Origin of the sequence: Rhizobium sp. NLR16a, from assembly GCF_017948245.1 — a bacterium.
Lineage (GTDB): Bacteria > Pseudomonadota > Alphaproteobacteria > Rhizobiales > Rhizobiaceae > Rhizobium.
The window spans coordinates 60,605-79,829 of sequence record NZ_CP072865.1 but is presented as its reverse complement, the minus strand read 5'-3'; the positions used below and the strand labels follow the sequence as shown (position 1 = coordinate 79,829).

The following is a 19,225-nucleotide window of genomic DNA, read 5'->3' as shown; positions in this document are numbered from 1 at the left end:
GGCCTTTCAGGCCTGGACTGTCGGCGTAAAGCCATAGGCGCTTCCGTCCTTGACGAAGGTGCCCGAGCCGGGGAAGGGGAAATGCGAGCCGCAAATGGCGATATTGTCGGCAATGATGCGGTCGATGAGACGGCGGCGGGTGTCGATGGCCGCCGGCCCATCCTGATCATAACTGCCCTGCCAGTCGGGGTGCGGCGCAAGCAGCGCCGGCACGTACATGATATCGGCCGAGACAAGCAGTTGCTTGCTGCCGGAGGCGACAAGATAGGTCGAATGACCCGGTGTATGGCCTGGCGCAGCAAGAAGCCGAACGCCGGGCGCAACCTCGGCACCCTCGTCCACCAGTTTCCAGTTCTTCCATTTCGGAAAGACCTCGGCGATGCGCTTGCCGGCCGGCCTGCGGCCTTCGGCAAGCTTCTCGACCCGGCCGGGCTCAGTTATATTCGATGGCATTGACGATGAGTTCGGCGTTCGGAAAGACGGGATCGTTCGTTCCCTTTTCCATCAATCCCCAGACGTGATCCGGGTGGAAATGCGAGAGCATGATCGTGTCGATCCTCTTATAATCGATGCCGGCGGCTGCCATATTCGCCGGCAGATGTGTGGCATTTGCCTGCCATTGACCGACGCCCGAGCCGGCGTCCATCATGATCAGCCGGTTGCCGAGTTTCAGGACGACCACCGTCAGCGGGATCGGCATGAATTCGGTCGTAAGCCCTGCCTTGAAAAGCGCTTCCTTGGTATCCTCGATCGAGGCATTCTTGATGAAGGTCGGGTCATGCGGTTTTTTCCAGATTCCGTCGTAGACCGCCGTGACCTCGACATCGCCGACCTGATATTTGTAGAAGCCGACGGTCGGCTCCAGCGTTGTTGCGGCGAGCGCCGGCCCGACGAATTCGAGCTTCGACGACAGCCCGAATGCAGCTGCCGCGGCAGCCGATCCAAGGACGGCGCGACGTGACATGTTAAACATGGATATGCCTCCTCTTGTCGATGAGATTTCAGCTGGCGAAGACCGCAATTATTCGGATTCCCTCGCTGATGAACTAGATCGCCAGCCGGACGCGCTTATTCCCGATCTCGAGCGTCGTTTGTTCAAGCGCTTGAAAAGACATCGTCATTTCTATCGCCCCGGCCGGCTGTCCGGCCGCGTGCCAATAAATTGGCTTCGGTTGGAATAAAACCGCGTGCCGGTCGGTCTAGACGGCAAGGGACCGCACTCCATGCCTGAGGATCTCGCTTTTAAATTCGGCTACTATTGAGGCAGGGGAGGATGATGACAGACGCTCAGATCACCAATCCCATCGGATCAAACGAGTGGTTGCCGTTGGCGTGGCGACATTGGAAGGACCGTCTTCGACCATCGCCGCTGGCCTTGCTTCTCGACAGCGCAGCGCGGTTGTTCCACCCTATGGTCTCGGAAAAGTCGAGCGGCGAGCAGGTTGCTTCGGCGGCCGATGTGAGCGCGCAGCGTGAACTCATGCAGCGCTTTCAGAACTTGATCGTTCCGCACCTTGACGCTGCCTATAATTTTGCCCGCTTCCTCAGCCGCGACGCGGATGCGGCGCAAGATATCGTCCAGGATGCAGTCCTGCGTGCCTTCCGCAACTTCGATAGCTATCGCGGTGGCGATCCGCGCGCCTGGCTCTTTGCCATCGTGAGAAACTGTTGCCATGCCTGGCGCCAGCAGGATCGCCGCAAGGCGCGGTTCGAGCGGCATCTGAGTGATGGCGACGACGATGAAACAGGTGAGAACGAGATCGCCTCGGAGGAGGATTCGCCAGAGGCGGCGACGATCCGGCGAAGTGAACAGCAGCGCGTGCGCGCTGTCATTAGTCGGCTCCCCGAGGCAATGCGGGAAATCCTCGTCTTGCGGGAGCTTGAGGATCTCTCCTACCGGCAGATCGCCGAAATCATCGACGCGCCGATCGGCACTGTCATGTCGAGGCTTGCAAGGGCGCGGCATGAATTTGGTGAAGCCTGGCACGCATGCGACAAAGGCGAGATTGCAGGATGAGCGACACGCACCAAAAAGGCTGCCCGGAATGGCGTGTCATGCTGCATGGCTTTGTCGATGGCGAACTCGATTCAGACCACGCGGCACAATTCGAGGATCATCTTGCTGCCTGTACGGATTGCAGAGCGGAGGTGGAAAGGGTTCAGGCCGTGAGAGAGATCATCGATCAAGATGGCGTCAAATGGCGGCCGCCCGAAGCGCTGCGTTCACATGTCCTGTCGATGCTGTCGTTTGAACAGGCGACAACATCCGGCCTGCCGTTGCCACTCCGGGTGGCCGGATGGCGCCGCGCCCTGGTTTTCTTCCGGCAATGGAGCTTCGTTCCTTCACTCGCGGCATTGGCGGTCGGCGCCTTCCTGTTCGTCAACGCACCGTCTCAGACCGCGCTTCTGCAGGAACAGATCCTTTCAAGCCATATCAGGTCGATGATGGCCGACCATCTGACCGACGTGCTGACCTCGGATCAGCATACGGTAAAACCGTGGTTCAACGGCAAGCTCGATTTTTCACCGCCGGTCAGCGACCTATCCAAGGACGGCTTTCCACTGATCGGCGGGCGGGTCGACTATCTCGGTGGTCGCGCCGTTGCGGCCCTCGTCTATCGGCGCCACGGCCATGTCATCAACCTGTTCGTTTGGCCCGCAGGATCGGCCGCAGAGACGACAGCCGTGCATGACGGCTACAATATGGAGCAATGGTCGGATGGCGGGCTCGTTTTCTCAGCGATTTCAGATGTCGCCGCCGGCGATCTGGCCGAGTTCGAGGCGCTCTTCAGGAAGGCGGCAAGGGGTTAAAGCAGGCTTGCGCCGACATTGATCGCCAGCGCCAGGATCGTCGTGTTGAACAGGAACGACAGCACGGCATGCAGCAATGTTAGCTTGCGCATGCTGGTCGAACTGACCCCGACATCCGCGGTCTGCGCGGCAACGCCGATGGTGAAGGAGAAATAGAGGAAGTCCCAATAGCCGGGCTCTTCGATTCCGTCGGGAAATTTGAGGCCGCTCTCTTCGTCCGCCCCGCCATAAAAGTAATGGGCATAGTGGATGGTGAAAAGCGTATGCAGAAAAATCCAGGAGATCAGGATCGTCAGCACCGCGGCACCCGCCCGCGTCAGCGCGACGTCAGGTGGCGCCTCCTTGATCGAATGAAGCTCGGTGCCGATGCCGGCGATGCTCGCAAGCGCAGCGCCGATCGAAAGGGACAGCAAAACGGTATCCGAAAAATCGAGATCGGCGGAGCGTTTCCGGATCGTTTCGACCGTCGCCCGCAGCATCTTGCGCCAGCTGAGCGCGACAAAAACAATGGCGCTGATATTCCAGCCGAACAGGATATTGCCGGCGCTGACCTCCCGCGAGGTGACAGCCAAGAAGACCACCAGTCCAGCAACAGCGGCGATGATGAAGCTTGCGTGCTTGCGGGCAAGTGCAAGTGCCACAGGCGAACTTGCCGGTTCCTCCTCCGCCATATCGGTCTCCGACAGCATATGTCATTGATAAGAGCATGAAAAAGGCGCGGTTGCCAGCCGGCATCCGCGCCTTCGATCCTTGAGGTGCTCTATCACGCGGCGGCGAGCTGCAGTTCCTTCTGCACCATGGTGCGCAGCGTCGTCAGGTCTTTGGCGAAGGCGCGGATGCCTTCGGCGAGCTTTTCCGTCGCCATCGCGTCCTCGTTCATCATCCAGCGGAAGGTCTTTTCGTCGACCGAGACCTTGGCATCGGGTTTGCGGCTTTCCGGCGAGAGCTTGCGCTCCAGTTTGCCGTCATCCTTGGAAAGTTCGTCGAGCAGCGCCGGGCTGATGGTCAGCCGGTCGCAGCCGGCAAGGGCTTCGATCTCGCCGGCGTTGCGGAAGGAGGCACCCATGACGATCGTCTTGATATCGTTCGCCTTGTAGTAATTGTAGATCTCGCGAACGGAGATGACGCCCGGATCTTCCTCGGCGGTGTAGTCCTTGCCGGTCGACTTCTTGTACCAGTCGAGGATGCGGCCGACGAAGGGGGAGATCAGGAACACCTTGGCATCGGCGCAAGCAATCGCCTGGGCCTTGCTGAACAGAAGCGTCAGATTGCAGTCGATGCCTTCCTTCTGCAGCACTTCCGCGGCACGAATGCCTTCCCAGGTGGAAGCGAGCTTGATGAGGATGCGGTCCCGATCGATGCCGCGGTCCTTGTAGGCGGCGATGATCGAACGTGCCTTGGCAAGCGAAGCCTCGGTATCGAAGGAGAGATCGGCGTCGACCTCGGTCGAGACGCGGCCCGGGACGAGCTTCACCAGCGCGGCGCCGACGGATATCGCGAGGCGATCGGCGACGGCCGAGGAGACCGCTTCCGGATTGCCGCCCTGCTTCTTGCCCCAGGCGACGGCTTCCTTGATGGCGTCGGCAAACATCGGCGTACCCAATGCCTTCAGCACGATGCTCGGATTGGTCGTGCAATCCACAGGCTTCAGGCGCGCGACAGCCTCGATGTCGCCGGTATCCGCGACGACGGTGGTAATCTCGCGAAGTTGGTCAAGCTTGGATGTCATGGTCAATAATCCTTGTTGAACTTGGGCTGCGGGGCCGGCGCGTTCCGCCCGGCAAAGGTGATCTGGGGACAAACGGCCTGCATCCAGCGGTGAAGGACAGGCGCAACCGTCACTGATGATTCATAAACGTGAAGCACACTGGCCATGTTCCTGATGCAGTCGAACGGCTCCTCGAACACAAGCGGGGTCGCCTGCGGCTCGGAGACCGATCGTGACTTTCGGCATGCCCGCACTATGTCCTCCTCGAACGGGACAGGGACGACTTCGTGTCGCGAGGACTATCGCCGTTCGCGCAAGGAAAAGTCAAGGACATTTGTGCATTCCGATTGACATAAGTGTCACACCCGTCATTATCCCGGCGACAAACGCACAGGCGCAGCCTTTCGTCCCACAAGGGACTTAGGCGAAAATCCTGCGGGAGGAGACGTGGTCAAGCTCAAACGCGGCACCCATACCGCCTATTCGGAAGCGTCCTCGCTGCGGCTGAGGGCCGCATGGCTCTATTACAATGAAGGCCTGACCCAGAAAGACGTCGCCGAACAGCTCGGCATCAGCCGGACAACGGTGATCCGCCTGCTCGACGAGTCGATGAAACGCAGCGAAGTCCAGATCTGGATCAACGATTCGATCGGCGAATGCGTCGAGCTGTCCGTCAAGCTGGAGCGCGCCTATGGCCTTGACGAGGCGATCGTCGTGCCTGCGCCGGTTCATTGCGATGTCGATTCGCTGGCAAAGAATGTCGGCTTGGCGCTTGGCCAGTTCCTCTCCGAAGCCATCCCCGACGACTATACAATCGGCGTCGGCTGGGGCCGCACCATGACCGCTTCGCTGGCGAGCTTCCGGCCGCCACGCCGCGCCAATTGCAAGGTCGTTTCGCTGCTCGGCGGCATCGTTGCCGTGCACCAGACGAACCCGATCGATTACACCTGGCGGCTGGCCAATCAGCTCGGCGCCGAATGTTACATGTTCCTGGCGCCGCTTCTCGTCGATTCCATCGAAACCAAACGCAATCTGATCGACAAATGCGGGTTGGACACGATTTACCGTCTCGCCGAGAACCTCGATCTCGCGATCGTCAGCTGCGGTGATATCGGGCCGCACTCGACCTCGCTATCGGAAGGCTGGATATCGAAGGCCGAGTTGCGCGAGCTGATCAATGCCGGCTGCGTCTGCGACACCATGTTCAACTTCCTCGACAGGGACGGCAATTCGGTCGACCACTCGATCAACCAGCGCGTGATGTCCGTCGACCTCGATATGTTGAAAGAGGCCAAGCACATCGTGCTTTCCTCCGGCGGCGCCCACCGCGCCACCGCCATCCGCGCCACGATCAAGCGCATCGGCTGCAATACGCTGATCACCGATGAAGGTGCGGCGCGAGCATTGCTTGATCTGGCCGAACAGGCCTGAAGCGCGCCGTGATCTTTCAGGTCGGCTTGCCGCGCCTCATGCCGTGCTTTTTAGCAAGGCATGCTTTACGCATGCGCCGATTCCCAGCCGAGCATCGCCCGTTTGCGTGTGAGGCCCCAGTGGTAACCCGTCAACGCCCCGTTCTTGCCGAGCGCCCGGTGGCAAGGCACCACGAAGGAGATCGGATTTGCGCCCACCGCCGCGCCGACAGCGCGCTGCGCCGTCGGCCGGCCGATATCGTTGGCGATGTCGGAATAGGTGACCGCCTTGCCGAACGGTATCTTCATGAGGCTCTGCCAGACGCGCACCTGGAAGTCCGTGCCGATCAGTACGACGCGGAGCGGCTGCTCGGAAGACCATTTTCCGGGTTGGAAGATGCGGGCGGCATAGGGCATCGTCGCCTGCAGGTCTTCGATGTATTCGGCATTCGGCCAGCGGCCGGTCATGTCCTCGAGGCAAGCCCTTTCACCGCCGGAATCGCTGAAGGCAAGGCCGGCAAGACCGCGATCGGTCACCATGATCAGCGCCACGCCGAAGGGGCAGATGTGGAAGCCGTAGCGGATGGAGAGGCCGCCGCCTTTTGCCTTCCATTCGCCAGGTGACATCGCCTCATGGGTCACGAAAAGGTCGTGCAGGCGGCTTGGCCCGGAGAGGCCGACTTCGATCGACGTCTCGAGCAACGGCATGTCTTCCTTGCGCAGCAGCCGCTTGGCGTGGTCGAGCGTCACCGCCTGCAGGAAACCTTTCGGCGAGAGGCCAGCCCAGCGGGTGAAGGTCTTCTGCAATTGCGTCGGCGACTGGTTGAGCCTAGCGGCGATCGCCTCCAGCGACGGCTGATCGCGATAATCCTCGGTGATGAGTTCGATGACCCGACGGACGATATCATAATCAGGGCCGTCAGGCGTGATGTCGGTCTGCAGGTTCGCAATCATATCCATAGTCTTTCTCCTTGTAACAAGGAGATAATCAATAGGCGGAGCGTAAACCACCCGATTCTTGCGCGCTCGCCTATAGGCTCAGATACGCTGTTTGACCGTGGCGAGCGCGCCTTTGAAGGCCTTGGCGAAACTTTCGCGGTCGTCAGGATTGAGGAAGGAGCCGATATCCGTGCGCCGGCCCTCGCCGAAAATATGCATGGAGAGGATGCCGATCTCTTGGTGCCTTCGGACGAGGAACCGCGCCCAGAACGGGTTGAAATGATGCTCCACGATCCGCCCCGATGGGGCAACCTTGCGCACCGATACGTCCGTGCGCGACACGGTGACCTGTTCGCGCACCCGTCCGGAGCGGTAATTCAGCCAGAAGGCGCCGTAAAGAAGCGCGAAATCCAATCCGAAGAAGAAGCCGATCGGCCAGGCGCCGCTGGCGATGAAGAACATCCCGTAGAGGAAACATACGGCGCCGGACAGAATGAGCAGCACCTTGAAGCCCCGGCGGCCGAGCGACCGGTGGGGGAAGAGCTCGGCGGCGAAAACAGGCTGCTCGTTGGAGCTGTTGGCGTTGCTTTCCATCATGACCGCTGAGTATAGAGTTTCTATGGCGAATCCGAAACTCAAATCCCTGCCGCAAGGCACGAACATGATCACCCGCCGCAAACCGGCGGCGGCGGTCAAAACCGCCTATTCGCCGGCTGAACGCGAGGAAATCTTCCGTCGCTTTTCGGTGCAGCGGCCCGAGCCGCGGGGCGAGCTGGAGCACACCAACCCTTTCACCCTTGTCGTGGCGGTGGCTCTCTCCGCCCAGGCCACCGATGCCGGTGTCAACAAGGCGACGCGGGCGCTCTTCAAGGTGGCCGATACGCCGCAGAAAATGCTCGATCTCGGCGAGGACAAGCTTCGCAATTACATCAAGACGATCGGCCTTTACCGCAACAAGGCGAAAAACGTCATCGCGCTCTCGCAAATGCTGGTCGACGACTTCGCCGGCAAGGTGCCGGAAACGCGTGAGGAACTGGTTCGCCTGCCTGGCGTCGGCCGCAAAACTGCCAATGTCGTGCTGTCCATGGCCTTTGGCCAGGCCACCATGGCCGTCGACACGCACATCTTCCGGATCGCCAATCGCATCAGGCTTGCTCCCGGCAAGACACCGGATGAAGTCGAAGCGCGATTGATGAAAGTGGTGCCGAAACACTACCTCTATCACGCCCATCACTGGCTGATCCTCCACGGGCGCTACACCTGCAAGGCACGCCGACCCGAATGCGAGTGCTGCGTCATCGCCGACATTTGCAAATCGTCGGAGAAGAGCTCGGACGTGCCGGCCCCACTCGTCGAGCTACCGCCGCAGGTGATTGGCGAGGCCGTCGAGTAAAGCAGCGATTGCCTGCTCGTAACTCCGCCGTTCGGCACCCGCTTCGATCGCCAGCGCAGCGCGGTCGAAGGCCGCCGATAGCAGCAATGCCAGAGGCTCGAGCGCAGCGCCGGCTCTCGGAAACATGGCTGCAAGTCCTGCCCGCAAGGTCGTTTCGGCATTGTCAGCATCGATCGCCTGAGTCGCCGCCAGACCAAGAACGGCGGGCGCTTCGATCAGCAGCAGCCGCGTGCGGCCCTCTGCCATCATCGCATTGAAATAGGCCGCAGCGCCCGCAGTCAGCGCGTCGCGCGGCGTATCATCGGGTGTCGAAGATGCCGCGATCGCTTCGGCAACTGCGCGCGCCTCGGCTTCGACGACCGCGCGAAACAGCGCCTTCTTGTCCTCGAAATGATGATAGAGCGCTCCGCGCGTCATACCCGCCGCCGCTGCGATCTCCGGCGTCGCCGTTTCGGCATACCCCTTTTCGACGAAGAGGCGTCGTCCGGCATCGATCAGCGCCTTTTTTGTCTGTTCCGTTCTTTGGCGATTGCTGCGGCTCATTTCTCCCATTTACATACAAACAGCCTGTATGTTAAGAGCAAAAAACATACAGGCTGTATGCATCCAAGGAGGAAAGGGATGAAATCGACGAGCTATTACCCTGTCATCATGACCGACGACGTCGCCGGTTCCGCCCGCTTCTACTGCGCGCATTTCGGCTTCAGGGCAGTGTTCGAGAGCAACTGGTACGTACATCTGCAGTCGGAAGAGGAGAAGCATGTCGCTCTCGCCGTTCTCGATGGCAACCACGAAACCATTCCGGCTGCGGCTCGGGGCAAAGTGTCCGGATTGCTCCTCAATTTCGAGGTTGCCGATGTCGATGCGGTCTACGCTGCTTGCCGTAGCGCAAACCTTCCGATCCTGCAGGAGATCCGCGACGAGGATTTCGGCCAGCGGCATTTTATCACCGCCGATCCGAACGGCGTGCTGATCGACATCATCAAGCCGATCCCGCCGAGCGCCGAATTCGCGGCAATGTACGAGACATCTGAATTACCTGGCTGAGCCTCAGGCGCGGAAACCGGCGTCCTTTGCGGAAATCAGCTTGTGCAGATGCACCATCATACCCGCCGCGAAGAGGGGCGTCAGCAGGTTGACCACCGGGATCGCCAGAAAGAGGGCGATCACCAGCCCGCCGAGAAAGACCGTCGGCGCATGTTTGGTGCGGAAGAGCCGCGCCTCATGAGGCGGACGGAAGCGCATGGCGGCGAATTCGAAGAATTCCCGTCCGAGCAGGTAGCCGTTCACCAGAAAGAACGCGACCAGATTGACGCCGGGAACGAACAGTAGCAACAACGCCACGATATTGCCAAGGATCACAACCCCGAGAAATTTGATCGAGCTCGCCATCGCCGGGCCGAGCGGCATTGCGGCACCCGGCGCGTCGCCGGGATAGTCACGTTTTTCGATAACGTCGGCGACATCGTCGAGGAAAAGGCCTGCGATCAGCGCCGTCACAGGCGAAAGCAGCAGCGCCAGCACGAGCGCAAGGCCGATCCCGGCGAAGATCGCGAAAACCAGCGCGAACCACCCCGCCCAGTCCGGCATCTCGGGAAAGAAGCTGGTGAGCCAGGGAAAGAGAAAGGCCATGAAGGCCCCGCGTAGCGCGAACCAGAGGCCGACGAGGACGAGAAGCGTCAGGCCGAGCACTTTCCAGAAGACCGAGCGTGTCTCCGGCGCGAACAGATTGGCGAGCGAAAGGCGTGCGGCATCAAGAATCATTTCTTCAGCGTCTCCGGTTACGCAGAAGATGTAGGAAAGGCGAATGCTACCGACAAGAGAGAATAAAATTGCATGCTTTAATAGAAACTTGTCGCAATATTAGAACGAATATAATATTATCGGACGCAGAAATACGAGCCTGAGAAGCAGCTTCCGAAAATAGTTGCAAAGACAAAGGGTCGCGTTAGCGCATCCACGGAACGCCTCTGAGGAAATACGGGGAGGCTGATGTGGAAGACTTTGTGCACAAACTCAGGCAATACGTAAAAAGCGGCACACCGGCCGAGCGTCGCATCGCGAAATATTTCTCCGAGCACCTCAACGACCTGCCGTTTGAGACGGCAGCATCTGTCGCCGACAGGCTGGACCTCTCGCCGATGACCGTTGGGCGCTTCCTGCGCGCGCTCGGCTACCAGGGTTTGGACAGCGTCAAAGTGGAAATTCGCGAGACCGTGACGACATCGCCGGCGCAATTGCAGAGCGCCATGAGCGAGCTGCATGCGGACGCCGCGGAGGGCAAGCCGCTTGCCGTGCTGGTTGCCGAGCAGATCCAGGCCCTGCATCACATCTATCATCTGACGGCGCAGCCGCTTTGGGCCGAAGCCGTCCGCCTGATCAGCACGGCCCGCGAAGTATCGATCGCCACCCATGCGCGGCTCGCAAGCCTTGCCAATCACTTCTGCCAGCGGCTGACGCAGGCCCGCGATGGCGTCCGCACGCTCGATGCCACCGACAACCGTTTTGCCGAACTCTTCGCCCGGCAGGCCGTGGACGACGCTTTGCTCGTCATCATCGATTGCCGCCGTTTCGCCAAGGCGCGGCTGCTTGCCAGAACCGCGCGGCGCTACGGCTACAAGGTCGTGCTAATTTCGCCGCAGCAAGCAGACTGGATGGCGGATCAGTCAAACGTCATGCTGTCCTTGCCGCCGGCACGCGCCCCTGATCTCGACAATCTTCCGCCGCTGATTGCGCTGCTCGATTGCCTGTCCGAATCCGTCATTCTCGAAGTCGGAGAGGAGGCAGCCCTCCGCCGCCGCCGCATGCTGGAATTTGCGACCGTCCTCGGTGAAACCGCGAACCATTAGATGTGAGCTTTCAGAACATCGCTTCCAGTTCGGCGCGGTGCCGGTGCATGGCCAGAAGACGGCGATAGTCGCGGTCGTAAAGCGCCTGTTTTGCCTTGTCTGGAAGCCGTTCGTCGCCACCCGGATACATCGCTTCGCCGGCTGCCGCCAAATTCTCGTGCAGGCCGCAGGCGACGGATGCCGCAATCGCCGTGCCGAGCAGCACCGCCTCGTTCATCTTCGGCACCACGACCTTGCAGCCGGTGGCGTCGCTATAAAGCTCCATCAGCACCGGGTTCTTCACGTGTCCGCCCGCGATATGCAGCGTATCGGGCACGTGGCCATATTCCTTCATCGTCTCCAGGATATGGCGGATCCCGAGAGCGATCGCGACTGCAGACCGCCAGTAGAGCGCGCAGAGCCCGTCGAAGGAGGTGTCGAGCGTCAGCCCGCTGATCACACCGACGGCATGCGGATCGGCAAGCGGCGAGCGATTGCCGTGAAAGTCTGGCAGCACAAAAATGCGCTCGCCGAAAGCGTTGCCCTCCTCTGCCCGCAATTCGGCGATGCGCGCGACGATCTTCTGGTGCAGCGCCGCCGTCGGCTCGCCGCCGGCCGCATGCATGCGCACGATATGGTCGAGCAGCGCACCGGTCGCAGATTGCCCCGCCTCCACCAGCCAGGACTGCGGGAAGACAACCTCATAATAAGGCCCCCACATGCCGTGGCTCGGCTTACACTCCTGCGAGAAGGCGACGATGCAGCTCGACGTGCCGGCGATCAGTGCCAGCTTAAGCTCACGTGTTACAGGATCGGCGGCATAACCGCCGAGCGCCCCGAGCGCGCCGGCATAGGCGTCGATCATTCCCGCCGAGACATGGCACTCCGTGGTCAGCCCCAGCGCCTCGGCCGCATCAGCCGTCAGCCGGCCTATACTGCCGCCGACCGGCACAGTCTCATCCGGTAGCCCGCCGCGGGCCTGAAGATCGTCGAGCCCGATCCGCTGCAGAAAATCCTGCTGCCATCCCTTTTCGAGATGGGCGAGATAGTTCCATTTTGCCGTCAGCGTGCAGCGAGAACGGGCAGTCGATCCCGTCGATTTCCAGGTCATGAAATCGGCAAGATCGAAGAAATAGCCCGTCTTTTCCCATGTCGCCGGCAGCTTCTTCTTCAACCACATCAGCTTCGGCATTTCCATTTCCGGCGACATGACGTGCCCGGAATGTTCGAGCACCCTGTGCTCCGTCGCCGTGCAGAAGTCGGCTTCCTTCAGCGCCCGATGATCGAGCCACACGATGGTGTCGAAACGCTGCTCGCCGCTGGTGGATACACTGATCTGCCGGCCTTCGACATCGCGGACGACGAGCGAACAAGTCGCGTCGAAGCCGATTGCTCCGACCGAGGCGGCGGCGATACCGGATTGCTCCATCGCCCTGCGCACCGCGGTGCAGGCGGCCGACCAGATGTCTTCGGAATCGTGCTCGGCGTGGTTTTCACGCGGCCGGTTCATGACGATGGGATGTTCCGCCTTGGCCAGCAGACGGCCGCTGGCATCGAAGACGCCGGCGCGCGCGCTGCCGGTGCCGACATCCACCGCAACCACATGATCACGCATCAAATCTCGGTCCCGTCCAGCTTATGGTTGCGGACAAGGTGTATCAAATCCGGCATGGCGTCAAACACCACATCAGGCGAAAGCCGGTCGAGTTCGGCCCGGTATCCGGCGAAATTCGCATGCGATCCGCCGGTGAAGGCAAAGACCGTCATGCCCGCCGCCTTGGCGGCGGCAATGCCGGCCGGACTGTCCTCGATGACAAGGCAGGATCCCGGCTCGACATGCATCTGTCGCGCCGCGTGGAGGAAGAGATCGGGCGCCGGTTTGCCGCGCTTGACCATCGTCGCGCTGAAAATGTCGGGGAGCCTGTCGAGAAGTCCGGTGACGGACAGCGACAGCCGGATTCGCTCCATCTGGCTTGATGAAGCGACACAGCAGGGAATGCCGAGCCCGTCGATCGTCGCCGCGATGCCGTCCATCGGCTTCAGCTCGGTGCGGAACCGCGCGTAGAGATCGGTGCGGATGCGCTCGAGGAATTCTTCGCCGGCGTGAATATTGAACTCGGTTTCAAGCGTATCGATGAGGGTTGCCAGGCTGCGACCGAGAAAACGCTCATAGGCCTGGTCTTCGGTGATCGAAACGCCGAGATCGCTCATCGCCCGGACGAGTACGCTGATCGAGATCGGCTCGCTGTCGACGAGCACCCCGTCGCAATCGAAAATGACCAGCCGTGGTTCAGCATCAGCCATGAAAGACCCAACCTGACTTCAATTCAGACTCGTGATCATGCCGCTTCGCCCGCAAAGCGGGATGGATGGCGCCAGCCGATGCCGCCATCCGCATTCCCTTACATTGCGAGCTTGTCGTCGAGATAGAGCTGCAGCGTTTCCCGCGTACCCTTTTCCCACAAGGTTTTAAGAGCATGAGCGAACCGTCTTCGGAAAAGGTCCGATTTCGCCACCTCGCCGAAAATATCATCAAAGGCAAGGAAGGCCGACGGATCGTCCTTTGCCTTCAGGGCCGCCGCGTGCAGGCGCTCGGCGCTGGCGTCGTTGAAGACGATATCCTTGCCGCTGTCGGTCTTGCCGGCGAAATAACGGCACCAGAGCGCCGAGACCAGCGCCAGGCCGATGACGTCCCTGCTCTGGCGCAGATTGTCGAGCGTCGACGGCAGGATGAACTTCGGCTGGCGGTTCGAGCCGTCCTGCGCCAGACGCGGGATGGTGTCGGCGATCTTCGGATTGAGAAGCCGATGCTCGATGAGAGCAAAATAATCCGTCAGCGAGGTATTCGGCACCGGCGGTACGATCGGAATGATCTCGTCCTTCTCAAGCTTGGCCAGGAAAGCCCGGATCAGCGGATCTTCCATCGCATCATGCACGAAATAAATGTCCATCAGCGCCGCTGGATAGGCGATCGCGGCATGTCCGCCATTCAGGATGCGGATCTTCATATGCTCGTAAGGCGTGACATCGGGAACGAAGGTGACGCCAACCTTTTCCAGGGCCGGGCGGCCAGCCGTGAACTTGTCTTCGAGCACCCACTGCTTGAATTCTTCGCAATAAACCGGCCAGTTATCCTCGATGCCGAAATTGTCCCTGAGGAAATCGATCTCCCGCTGGCCGGTCGCCGGCGTAATGCGATCGACCATCGCGTTTGGGAAGGCGACGTTAGCCCTGATCCAGTCGGCAAGGGCGGCATCCGAAAGGGCGGCTGTGCCGATCACGGCATTGGCGGTGACGACGCCGTTATGAGGAATGTTGTCGCAGGACATCACGGTGAAGGGCCCGATGCCCTTGTCCTTGCGCGCCTTCAGGCCGGCAACGATCAGACCGAAGACCGTCTTCGGAGCACCGGGATTTTGTCCGTCGGCGGCGATAGCAGGATGGGCCGGATTGAACGTGCCTGACGCATCGATGAAATAACCGCCCTCGGTGATCGTCAGCGAGACGATGCGGATCTCAGGATCGGCAAGCCTGGCGATGATGGCGGCGGGATCGCCCACCGGCAGAATATCGATCATCGGGGCGGTCACTCGCGCCGCCGTTTTGTTGTTGTCCTGCTCCACCACCGTCGTCAGGAAATCCTGCGCCGCAAGCTTCTCGCGCATGGCGGCATCCGATGGCAGAACGCCGGCACCGACAATTGCCCAGTCGTGATCGACGCCGTGGTTGAAGAGATCGTCGAGATAGATCGCCTGATGGGCGCGGTGGAAATTGCCGACGCCGAAGTGCATGATGCCGGCATTCAGCGACGCCCTCTCATAGGAAGGGATGGCGGCAGTGCGCGCCGCGTCCGAAAGCGTTGCCAGCGATAGTTTGCACGTCATGTTTCAGTCCTCTTGAAGGTCTTACCGAGACGGCCGGGCGCCATCGCCCGGCTCGCATGCCTGCCCCCACCCGGCCGCCTGCTCAGATGGCAAGGCCGCCCTCGTTGAATTTATGAATGCGCGAACGATCCGGCGTCAGATAGACCATATCGCCCGCCTTGGCGGCGAAATCGCCGCTGCCGCGCGCCGTCACCATGCCGATCCCCTCGACATCGATATGCAGGAACGTATCGGAGCCGAGATGCTCGGCGACCACGACCCTGCCCTTCCAGTCGCCGCTCTCCATCGACAGCAGCATGTGTTCGGGGCGGATGCCGATCGTATGCGCGCCAAGCACGGCAGCATTCTGACCCTTGATGAAATTCATCTTCGGCGAACCGATGAAGCCGGCGACGAAAAGGTTGCGCGGGCGGCTGTACAGTTCGAGCGGCGAGCCGACCTGCTCGATATTGCCCCTATTGAGCACGACGATTTTGTCGGCCATGGTCATGGCCTCGACCTGGTCATGGGTGACATAGATCATCGTCGTCTTCAGCTGCTGATGCAGTTCGCTGATTTCGAGGCGCATGTTGACGCGCAGAGCGGCGTCAAGGTTCGACAGCGGCTCGTCGAACAGGAAGGCCGAAGGCTGGCGCACGATGGCGCGGCCGATCGCGACGCGCTGGCGCTGACCGCCGGAAAGCTGGCGCGGCTTTCGCTCCAGATAGTCCGTGAGATTGAGCACCCGCGCGGCATCCGTCACCTTGCGGTCGATCTCCGCCTTGTCGACGCCTGCCATCTTCAGCGGGAAGGCGATGTTGTTGCGCACGCTCATATGCGGATAGAGCGCATAGGATTGGAACACCATGGCAAGGCCACGCTCGGACGGCGCTTTTTCGGTGGCGTCCTTGCCGTCGATGACGATCTTGCCTCCGGAGACGTCCTCGAGGCCGGCGATCAGCCTGAGCAGGGTGGACTTGCCGCAGCCGGACGGACCGACGAAGACGACGAATTCGCCGTCGTTGATATCGAGATCGATCGAAGGGATGACCTTGGCTTCGCCGAAAACCTTGGAAACCTTCTGAAGGGTAATGCTGCCCATGTTTGTCTCCCTTTTCTTATTTCACTGCGCCGAAGGTCAGGCCGCGGACGAGTTGCTTCTGGCTGAACCAGCCGAGGATCAGGATCGGCGCGATCGCCATGGTCGAGGCCGCCGAAAGCTTGGCGTAGAACAGGCCTTCCGGGCTGGAATAGGAGGCGATGAAGGCCGTCAAGGGCGCTGCCTTCGAGGCGGTGAGGTTGAGCGTCCAGAACGCCTCGTTCCAGGCAAGGATGATGTTCAGAAGCAGCGTCGAGGCAATGCCGGGCACCGCCATCGGCGTCAGCACGTAGACGATCTCCTTCATCAGCGACGCTCCGTCCATGCGGGCTGCTTCCAGGATCTCGCCGGGGATTTCCTTGAAGTAGGTGTAGAGCATCCAGACGATAATTGGCAGGTTGATCAGCGTCAGCACGATCACCAGCCCGGTGCGCGTGTCGAGCAGACCAGAATTGCGGAACATCAGATAGATGGGGATGAGCGCGCCGACGGGCGGCATCATCTTGGTCGAGAGCATCCACATCAGCACGTCCTTGGTCCGCTTGGTGGGCGCGAAAGCCATCGCCCAGGCGGCCGGAATGGCGATGACCAGCCCGATCAGCGTCGAGCCGAAGGAAATGACCACCGAGTTCATGAAGTGGCTGAGATAGTTCGACCGGCTCTGCACTTCCGCATAGTTTTCCGTCGTCCAGTGGAAGAACAGGAACTGCGGCGGCGAGGCAATGGCATCGGCTTCCGATTTGAAGCTGGTCAGGAACGTCCAGAGGATCGGAAAGAAGATCAGGATGCCGAGCGTCCAGGCAATCGCGGTCATGATGACCTTGCGCTGAGTTGTGACTTTTCTGGCCATCTCAAGCCTCCAGATTCTTGCCGACGAGGCGGACGAGGAAGATCGCGACGATGTTGGCAAGCACGACCGCGACAATGCCGCCTGCCGAAGCGCCGCCGATATCGAACTGCAGGAGTGCCTGCGCATAGACGAGATAGGTGAGATTGGTGCTGTCGGTGCCCGGCCCGCCATTGGTGGTGACGAGGATTTCGGCGAAGACCGAAAGCAGGAAGATCGTCTGGATCAGGATCACCACGGTGATGGCGCGCGCCATGTGCGGCAGGATGATATAGATGAATTTCGAGATTGCTCCGGCGCCGTCCATTTCGGCGGCCTCCTTCTGCTCTTCGTCGAGCGACTGCAGCGCCGTCAACAGAATGAGGGTGGCAAAGGGCAGCCACTGCCAGGCGACGATGAGGATGACGGACAACAGAGGCGCATTCGCCAGCCAGTCGATCGGCTGCAGGCCGAGCGCCTTCGCCAGATGCGCAAACAGGCCGTTGACCGGGTTCATGAACATGTTCTTCCAGACGAGTGCCGCCACTGTCGGCATAACGAAGAACGGCGCGATGACGAGGATGCGCACGATGCCCTGGCCGTACATCGGCTGGTCGAGCAACAGCGCAAAGGCAATTCCGCCGACGACGGTAACGACGAGAACGCCGGCGACAAGCAGCAGCGTATTGATCAGCGCGGCGATGAAGGCCGGATCGGACAGGAAATATTCGTAGTTCAGCAGGCCGACAAAGCTCTCCATGCCGGGGCTGAGCAGATTGTAGTTCAGCAGCGAGAAGTAGATCGTCATCGCGAGCGGAACGATCATCCACGCAAAGAGGAACAGCACGGAGGGCGCAATCATCAGGCGCGCCGCGGAGCGAGTATGTGTTGTTGCCATGGCAATCACCGATCTGATCTGAAGCAGGGAGCGGCCGCAAGGCAGCTTTAATCTGGAAAGAGGCCGCCGATGCGGTTCGGGCAATCGGCGGCCCAGAGGGGCGGATTGTCAAGGATCCGCCTCTTCTCAGGAGGTTTTATTTAATGTAGCCGGCTTTGGTCATTTCGCGGGTTGCCAGCTGCTGTGCGCTCTTCAACGCCTGATCGACCGAAATCTGGCCGGCAAGGGCTGCCGAGAACTGCTGGCCCACCGCCGTGCCGATGCCCTGGAATTCCGGGATCGCCACGAACTGGACGCCGACATAGGGGACCGGCTTGACGGTCGGCTTGGTCGGGTCGGCCGAGTTGATCGAATCGAGCGTCATCTTGGCGAAGGGGGCAGCCTTCTGATACTCCGCATTCGCATAAAGCGAGGTGCGGGTGCCGGGAGGTGCATTCAGCCAGCCTTCCTTCTCGGCAACAAGGTTGGTGTAGTCCTTGCTCGTTGCCCAGGCGACGAATTTCTCGGCGGCTTCGACCTTCTGCGAGCCTGCCGGAATAGCGAGGTTCCAGGCCCAGAGCCAGTTGCCGCGCTTGCCGAGGCCCTTGTCCGGAGCGAGCGCGAAGCTGACCTTGTCGGCGACCTGCGACTGCTTCGGATCGGAGACGAAGGACGCGGCGACCGTTGCATCGATCCACATCCCGCACTTGCCGGTCTGGAACAGCGCCAGGTTCTCGTTGAAACCGTTGGAGGAGGCGCCCGGAGGGCCGGCTTCCTTCATCAGGTTGACGTAGAAGGTCAGCGTGTCCTTCCACTCGGGCTGATCGAACTGCGGCTTCCACTTCTCATCGAACCAGCGCGCCCCGAAGGAGTTCGACATCGCCGTCAGGAAGGCCATGTTTTCGCCCCAACCGGCTTTGCCGCGCAGGCAGATGCCGTAGATTTCCTTGTCCTTGTTGGTGATCTTCTTCGCAGCGTCTGCGATGAAGTCCCAAGTCGGCGCATCGGGCATCTTCAGACCGGCGGCGTCGAAAAGATCCTTGCGGTACATGACCATCGAGCTTTCGCCATAGAACGGCGCTGCATAGAGCTTGCCGTCCATGCTGATGCCGCTGCGGATGGCCGGCAGCAGGTCGTTGACGTCGTAGGCGTCGCCTAGGTTGTCGAGCGGCAGCAGCCAGCCCTGCTTCGCCCAGATCGGAACTTCATAGGTGCCGATCGTCAGAACATCGTACTGGCCGCCCTTGGTCGCGATGTCGGTCGTGACCTTCTGGCGCAGCACGTTTTCTTCGAGGGTGACCCATTCAAGGTCGATACCGGGATTCTTCGCCTTGAAATCATCCGTCAGCTTCTGCATCCGGATCATGTCGCCGTTGTTCACGGTCGCGATTGTCAGCGTTTCGGCCGAAGCCATGCTGGCAAACGCCAATGCTGAGCAGGCGCCCAGCAGGAAAGTTCTCAATGTCATATCT

General features: G+C 60.7%; 20 protein-coding genes and 1 pseudogene. 7 read left to right on the top strand and 14 right to left on the bottom strand.

Annotated features, from left to right (window positions below; all coding sequences use genetic code 11):
* Positions 1-6 precede the first annotated feature (6 nt).
* Positions 7-973: pseudogene (locus J7U39_RS00370) on the bottom strand (MBL fold metallo-hydrolase).
* On the opposite strand from J7U39_RS00370, the gene J7U39_RS00365 reads away from it, so the two are divergent.
* The 3 genes from J7U39_RS00365 to J7U39_RS00355 all read left to right on the top strand — a co-directional run bounded on the left by J7U39_RS00365 (position 972) and on the right by J7U39_RS00355 (position 2,811).
* Positions 972-1,181: a hypothetical protein gene (locus J7U39_RS00365; protein ID WP_210629763.1), complete on the top strand. Its 210-nt coding sequence runs from the start codon at positions 972-974 to the stop codon at positions 1,179-1,181. The pseudogene J7U39_RS00370 and the gene J7U39_RS00365 overlap by 2 nt on opposite strands.
* Before the next feature lie 92 nt (positions 1,182-1,273).
* The gene (locus J7U39_RS00360; protein WP_210629762.1) at positions 1,274-2,017 is read left to right on the top strand and encodes a sigma-70 family RNA polymerase sigma factor; all 744 of its coding nucleotides are present in this window, start codon (positions 1,274-1,276) and stop codon (positions 2,015-2,017) included.
* Positions 2,014-2,811, top strand: a complete 798-nt coding sequence (locus J7U39_RS00355; RefSeq protein ID WP_210629761.1) for an anti-sigma factor — start codon at positions 2,014-2,016, stop codon at positions 2,809-2,811. Before J7U39_RS00360 ends, J7U39_RS00355 begins: the two co-directional genes overlap by 4 nt.
* On the opposite strand, the gene J7U39_RS00350 is transcribed toward J7U39_RS00355, so the two are convergent.
* Entirely contained in the window at positions 2,808-3,482 is a 675-nt protein-coding gene (locus J7U39_RS00350; protein ID WP_210629760.1) for a DUF1345 domain-containing protein, read from the bottom strand. The genes J7U39_RS00355 and J7U39_RS00350 overlap by 4 nt on opposite strands.
* 92 nt (positions 3,483-3,574) lie before the next feature.
* Positions 3,575-4,540 carry a transaldolase gene (gene tal / locus J7U39_RS00345; RefSeq protein ID WP_210629759.1) on the bottom strand — a complete coding sequence of 322 codons (966 nt, stop codon included), beginning with the start codon at positions 4,538-4,540 and terminating at the stop codon, positions 3,575-3,577.
* 426 nt (positions 4,541-4,966) lie between these two features.
* Between tal and J7U39_RS00340 the strand changes: the two genes are divergently transcribed.
* Entirely contained in the window at positions 4,967-5,950 is a 984-nt protein-coding gene (locus tag J7U39_RS00340; RefSeq protein WP_210629758.1) for a sugar-binding transcriptional regulator, read from the top strand.
* A 65-nt stretch (positions 5,951-6,015) separates the two neighbouring features.
* On the opposite strand, the gene J7U39_RS00335 is transcribed toward J7U39_RS00340, so the two are convergent.
* Together J7U39_RS00335 and J7U39_RS00330 are read right to left on the bottom strand one after the other, a co-directional pair.
* A complete protein-coding gene (locus J7U39_RS00335; RefSeq protein ID WP_210629757.1) occupies positions 6,016-6,888 on the bottom strand; it encodes a bifunctional helix-turn-helix domain-containing protein/methylated-DNA--[protein]-cysteine S-methyltransferase in 873 nt (290 codons plus the stop codon).
* Between the two features lie 78 nt (positions 6,889-6,966).
* Positions 6,967-7,464, bottom strand: coding sequence for a DUF2244 domain-containing protein (locus J7U39_RS00330; protein ID WP_210629756.1), 498 nt, complete (start codon positions 7,462-7,464; stop codon positions 6,967-6,969).
* Here J7U39_RS00330 and nth point away from each other — a divergent pair.
* Entirely contained in the window at positions 7,463-8,260 is a 798-nt protein-coding gene (gene nth, locus J7U39_RS00325; protein WP_210629755.1) for an endonuclease III, read from the top strand. The genes J7U39_RS00330 and nth overlap by 2 nt on opposite strands.
* Here the strand turns inward: nth and J7U39_RS00320 are convergent.
* Positions 8,225-8,803 carry a TetR family transcriptional regulator gene (locus tag J7U39_RS00320; RefSeq protein WP_210629754.1) on the bottom strand — a complete coding sequence of 193 codons (579 nt, stop codon included), beginning with the start codon at positions 8,801-8,803 and terminating at the stop codon, positions 8,225-8,227. The genes nth and J7U39_RS00320 overlap by 36 nt on opposite strands.
* Before the next feature lie 78 nt (positions 8,804-8,881).
* Between J7U39_RS00320 and J7U39_RS00315 the strand changes: the two genes are divergently transcribed.
* Positions 8,882-9,307 carry a VOC family protein gene (locus tag J7U39_RS00315; protein WP_210629753.1) on the top strand — a complete coding sequence of 142 codons (426 nt, stop codon included), beginning with the start codon at positions 8,882-8,884 and terminating at the stop codon, positions 9,305-9,307.
* A gap of 3 nt (positions 9,308-9,310) precedes the next feature.
* Here J7U39_RS00315 and J7U39_RS00310 read toward each other — a convergent pair whose 3' ends face one another.
* A complete protein-coding gene (locus J7U39_RS00310) occupies positions 9,311-10,024 on the bottom strand; it encodes a sulfate transporter family protein (protein ID WP_210629752.1) in 714 nt (237 codons plus the stop codon).
* Positions 10,025-10,254: 230 nt separating this feature from the next.
* Here J7U39_RS00310 and J7U39_RS00305 point away from each other — a divergent pair, with 230 nt between their 5' ends.
* On the top strand, positions 10,255-11,109 hold the full coding sequence (locus tag J7U39_RS00305) for a MurR/RpiR family transcriptional regulator (protein WP_011426888.1): 855 nt from the start codon (positions 10,255-10,257) through the stop codon (positions 11,107-11,109).
* A 10-nt stretch (positions 11,110-11,119) separates the two neighbouring features.
* Here J7U39_RS00305 and J7U39_RS00300 read toward each other — a convergent pair whose 3' ends face one another.
* The 7 genes from J7U39_RS00300 to J7U39_RS00270 all read right to left on the bottom strand — a co-directional run bounded on the left by J7U39_RS00300 (position 11,120) and on the right by J7U39_RS00270 (position 19,221).
* Entirely contained in the window at positions 11,120-12,703 is a 1,584-nt protein-coding gene (locus tag J7U39_RS00300; protein ID WP_210629751.1) for an FGGY-family carbohydrate kinase, read from the bottom strand.
* Complete coding sequence (locus J7U39_RS00295; RefSeq protein WP_210629750.1) at positions 12,703-13,392, bottom strand: HAD family hydrolase; 690 nt, start codon at positions 13,390-13,392, stop codon at positions 12,703-12,705. Before J7U39_RS00295 ends, J7U39_RS00300 begins: the two co-directional genes overlap by 1 nt.
* A 98-nt stretch (positions 13,393-13,490) precedes the next feature.
* On the bottom strand, positions 13,491-14,972 hold the full coding sequence (locus J7U39_RS00290) for a mannitol dehydrogenase family protein (RefSeq protein WP_210629749.1): 1,482 nt from the start codon (positions 14,970-14,972) through the stop codon (positions 13,491-13,493).
* Between the two features lie 82 nt (positions 14,973-15,054).
* The gene (locus J7U39_RS00285; RefSeq protein ID WP_210629748.1) at positions 15,055-16,053 is read right to left on the bottom strand and encodes an ABC transporter ATP-binding protein; all 999 of its coding nucleotides are present in this window, start codon (positions 16,051-16,053) and stop codon (positions 15,055-15,057) included.
* Positions 16,054-16,069: 16 nt separating this feature from the next.
* A complete protein-coding gene (locus J7U39_RS00280; protein ID WP_085860523.1) occupies positions 16,070-16,900 on the bottom strand; it encodes a carbohydrate ABC transporter permease in 831 nt (276 codons plus the stop codon).
* Position 16,901: 1 nt separating this feature from the next.
* On the bottom strand, positions 16,902-17,774 hold the full coding sequence (locus J7U39_RS00275) for a sugar ABC transporter permease (protein WP_085780200.1): 873 nt from the start codon (positions 17,772-17,774) through the stop codon (positions 16,902-16,904).
* 136 nt (positions 17,775-17,910) lie between these two features.
* Positions 17,911-19,221, bottom strand: coding sequence for a sugar ABC transporter substrate-binding protein (locus J7U39_RS00270; RefSeq protein ID WP_210629747.1), 1,311 nt, complete (start codon positions 19,219-19,221; stop codon positions 17,911-17,913).
* Positions 19,222-19,225 lie beyond the last annotated feature (4 nt).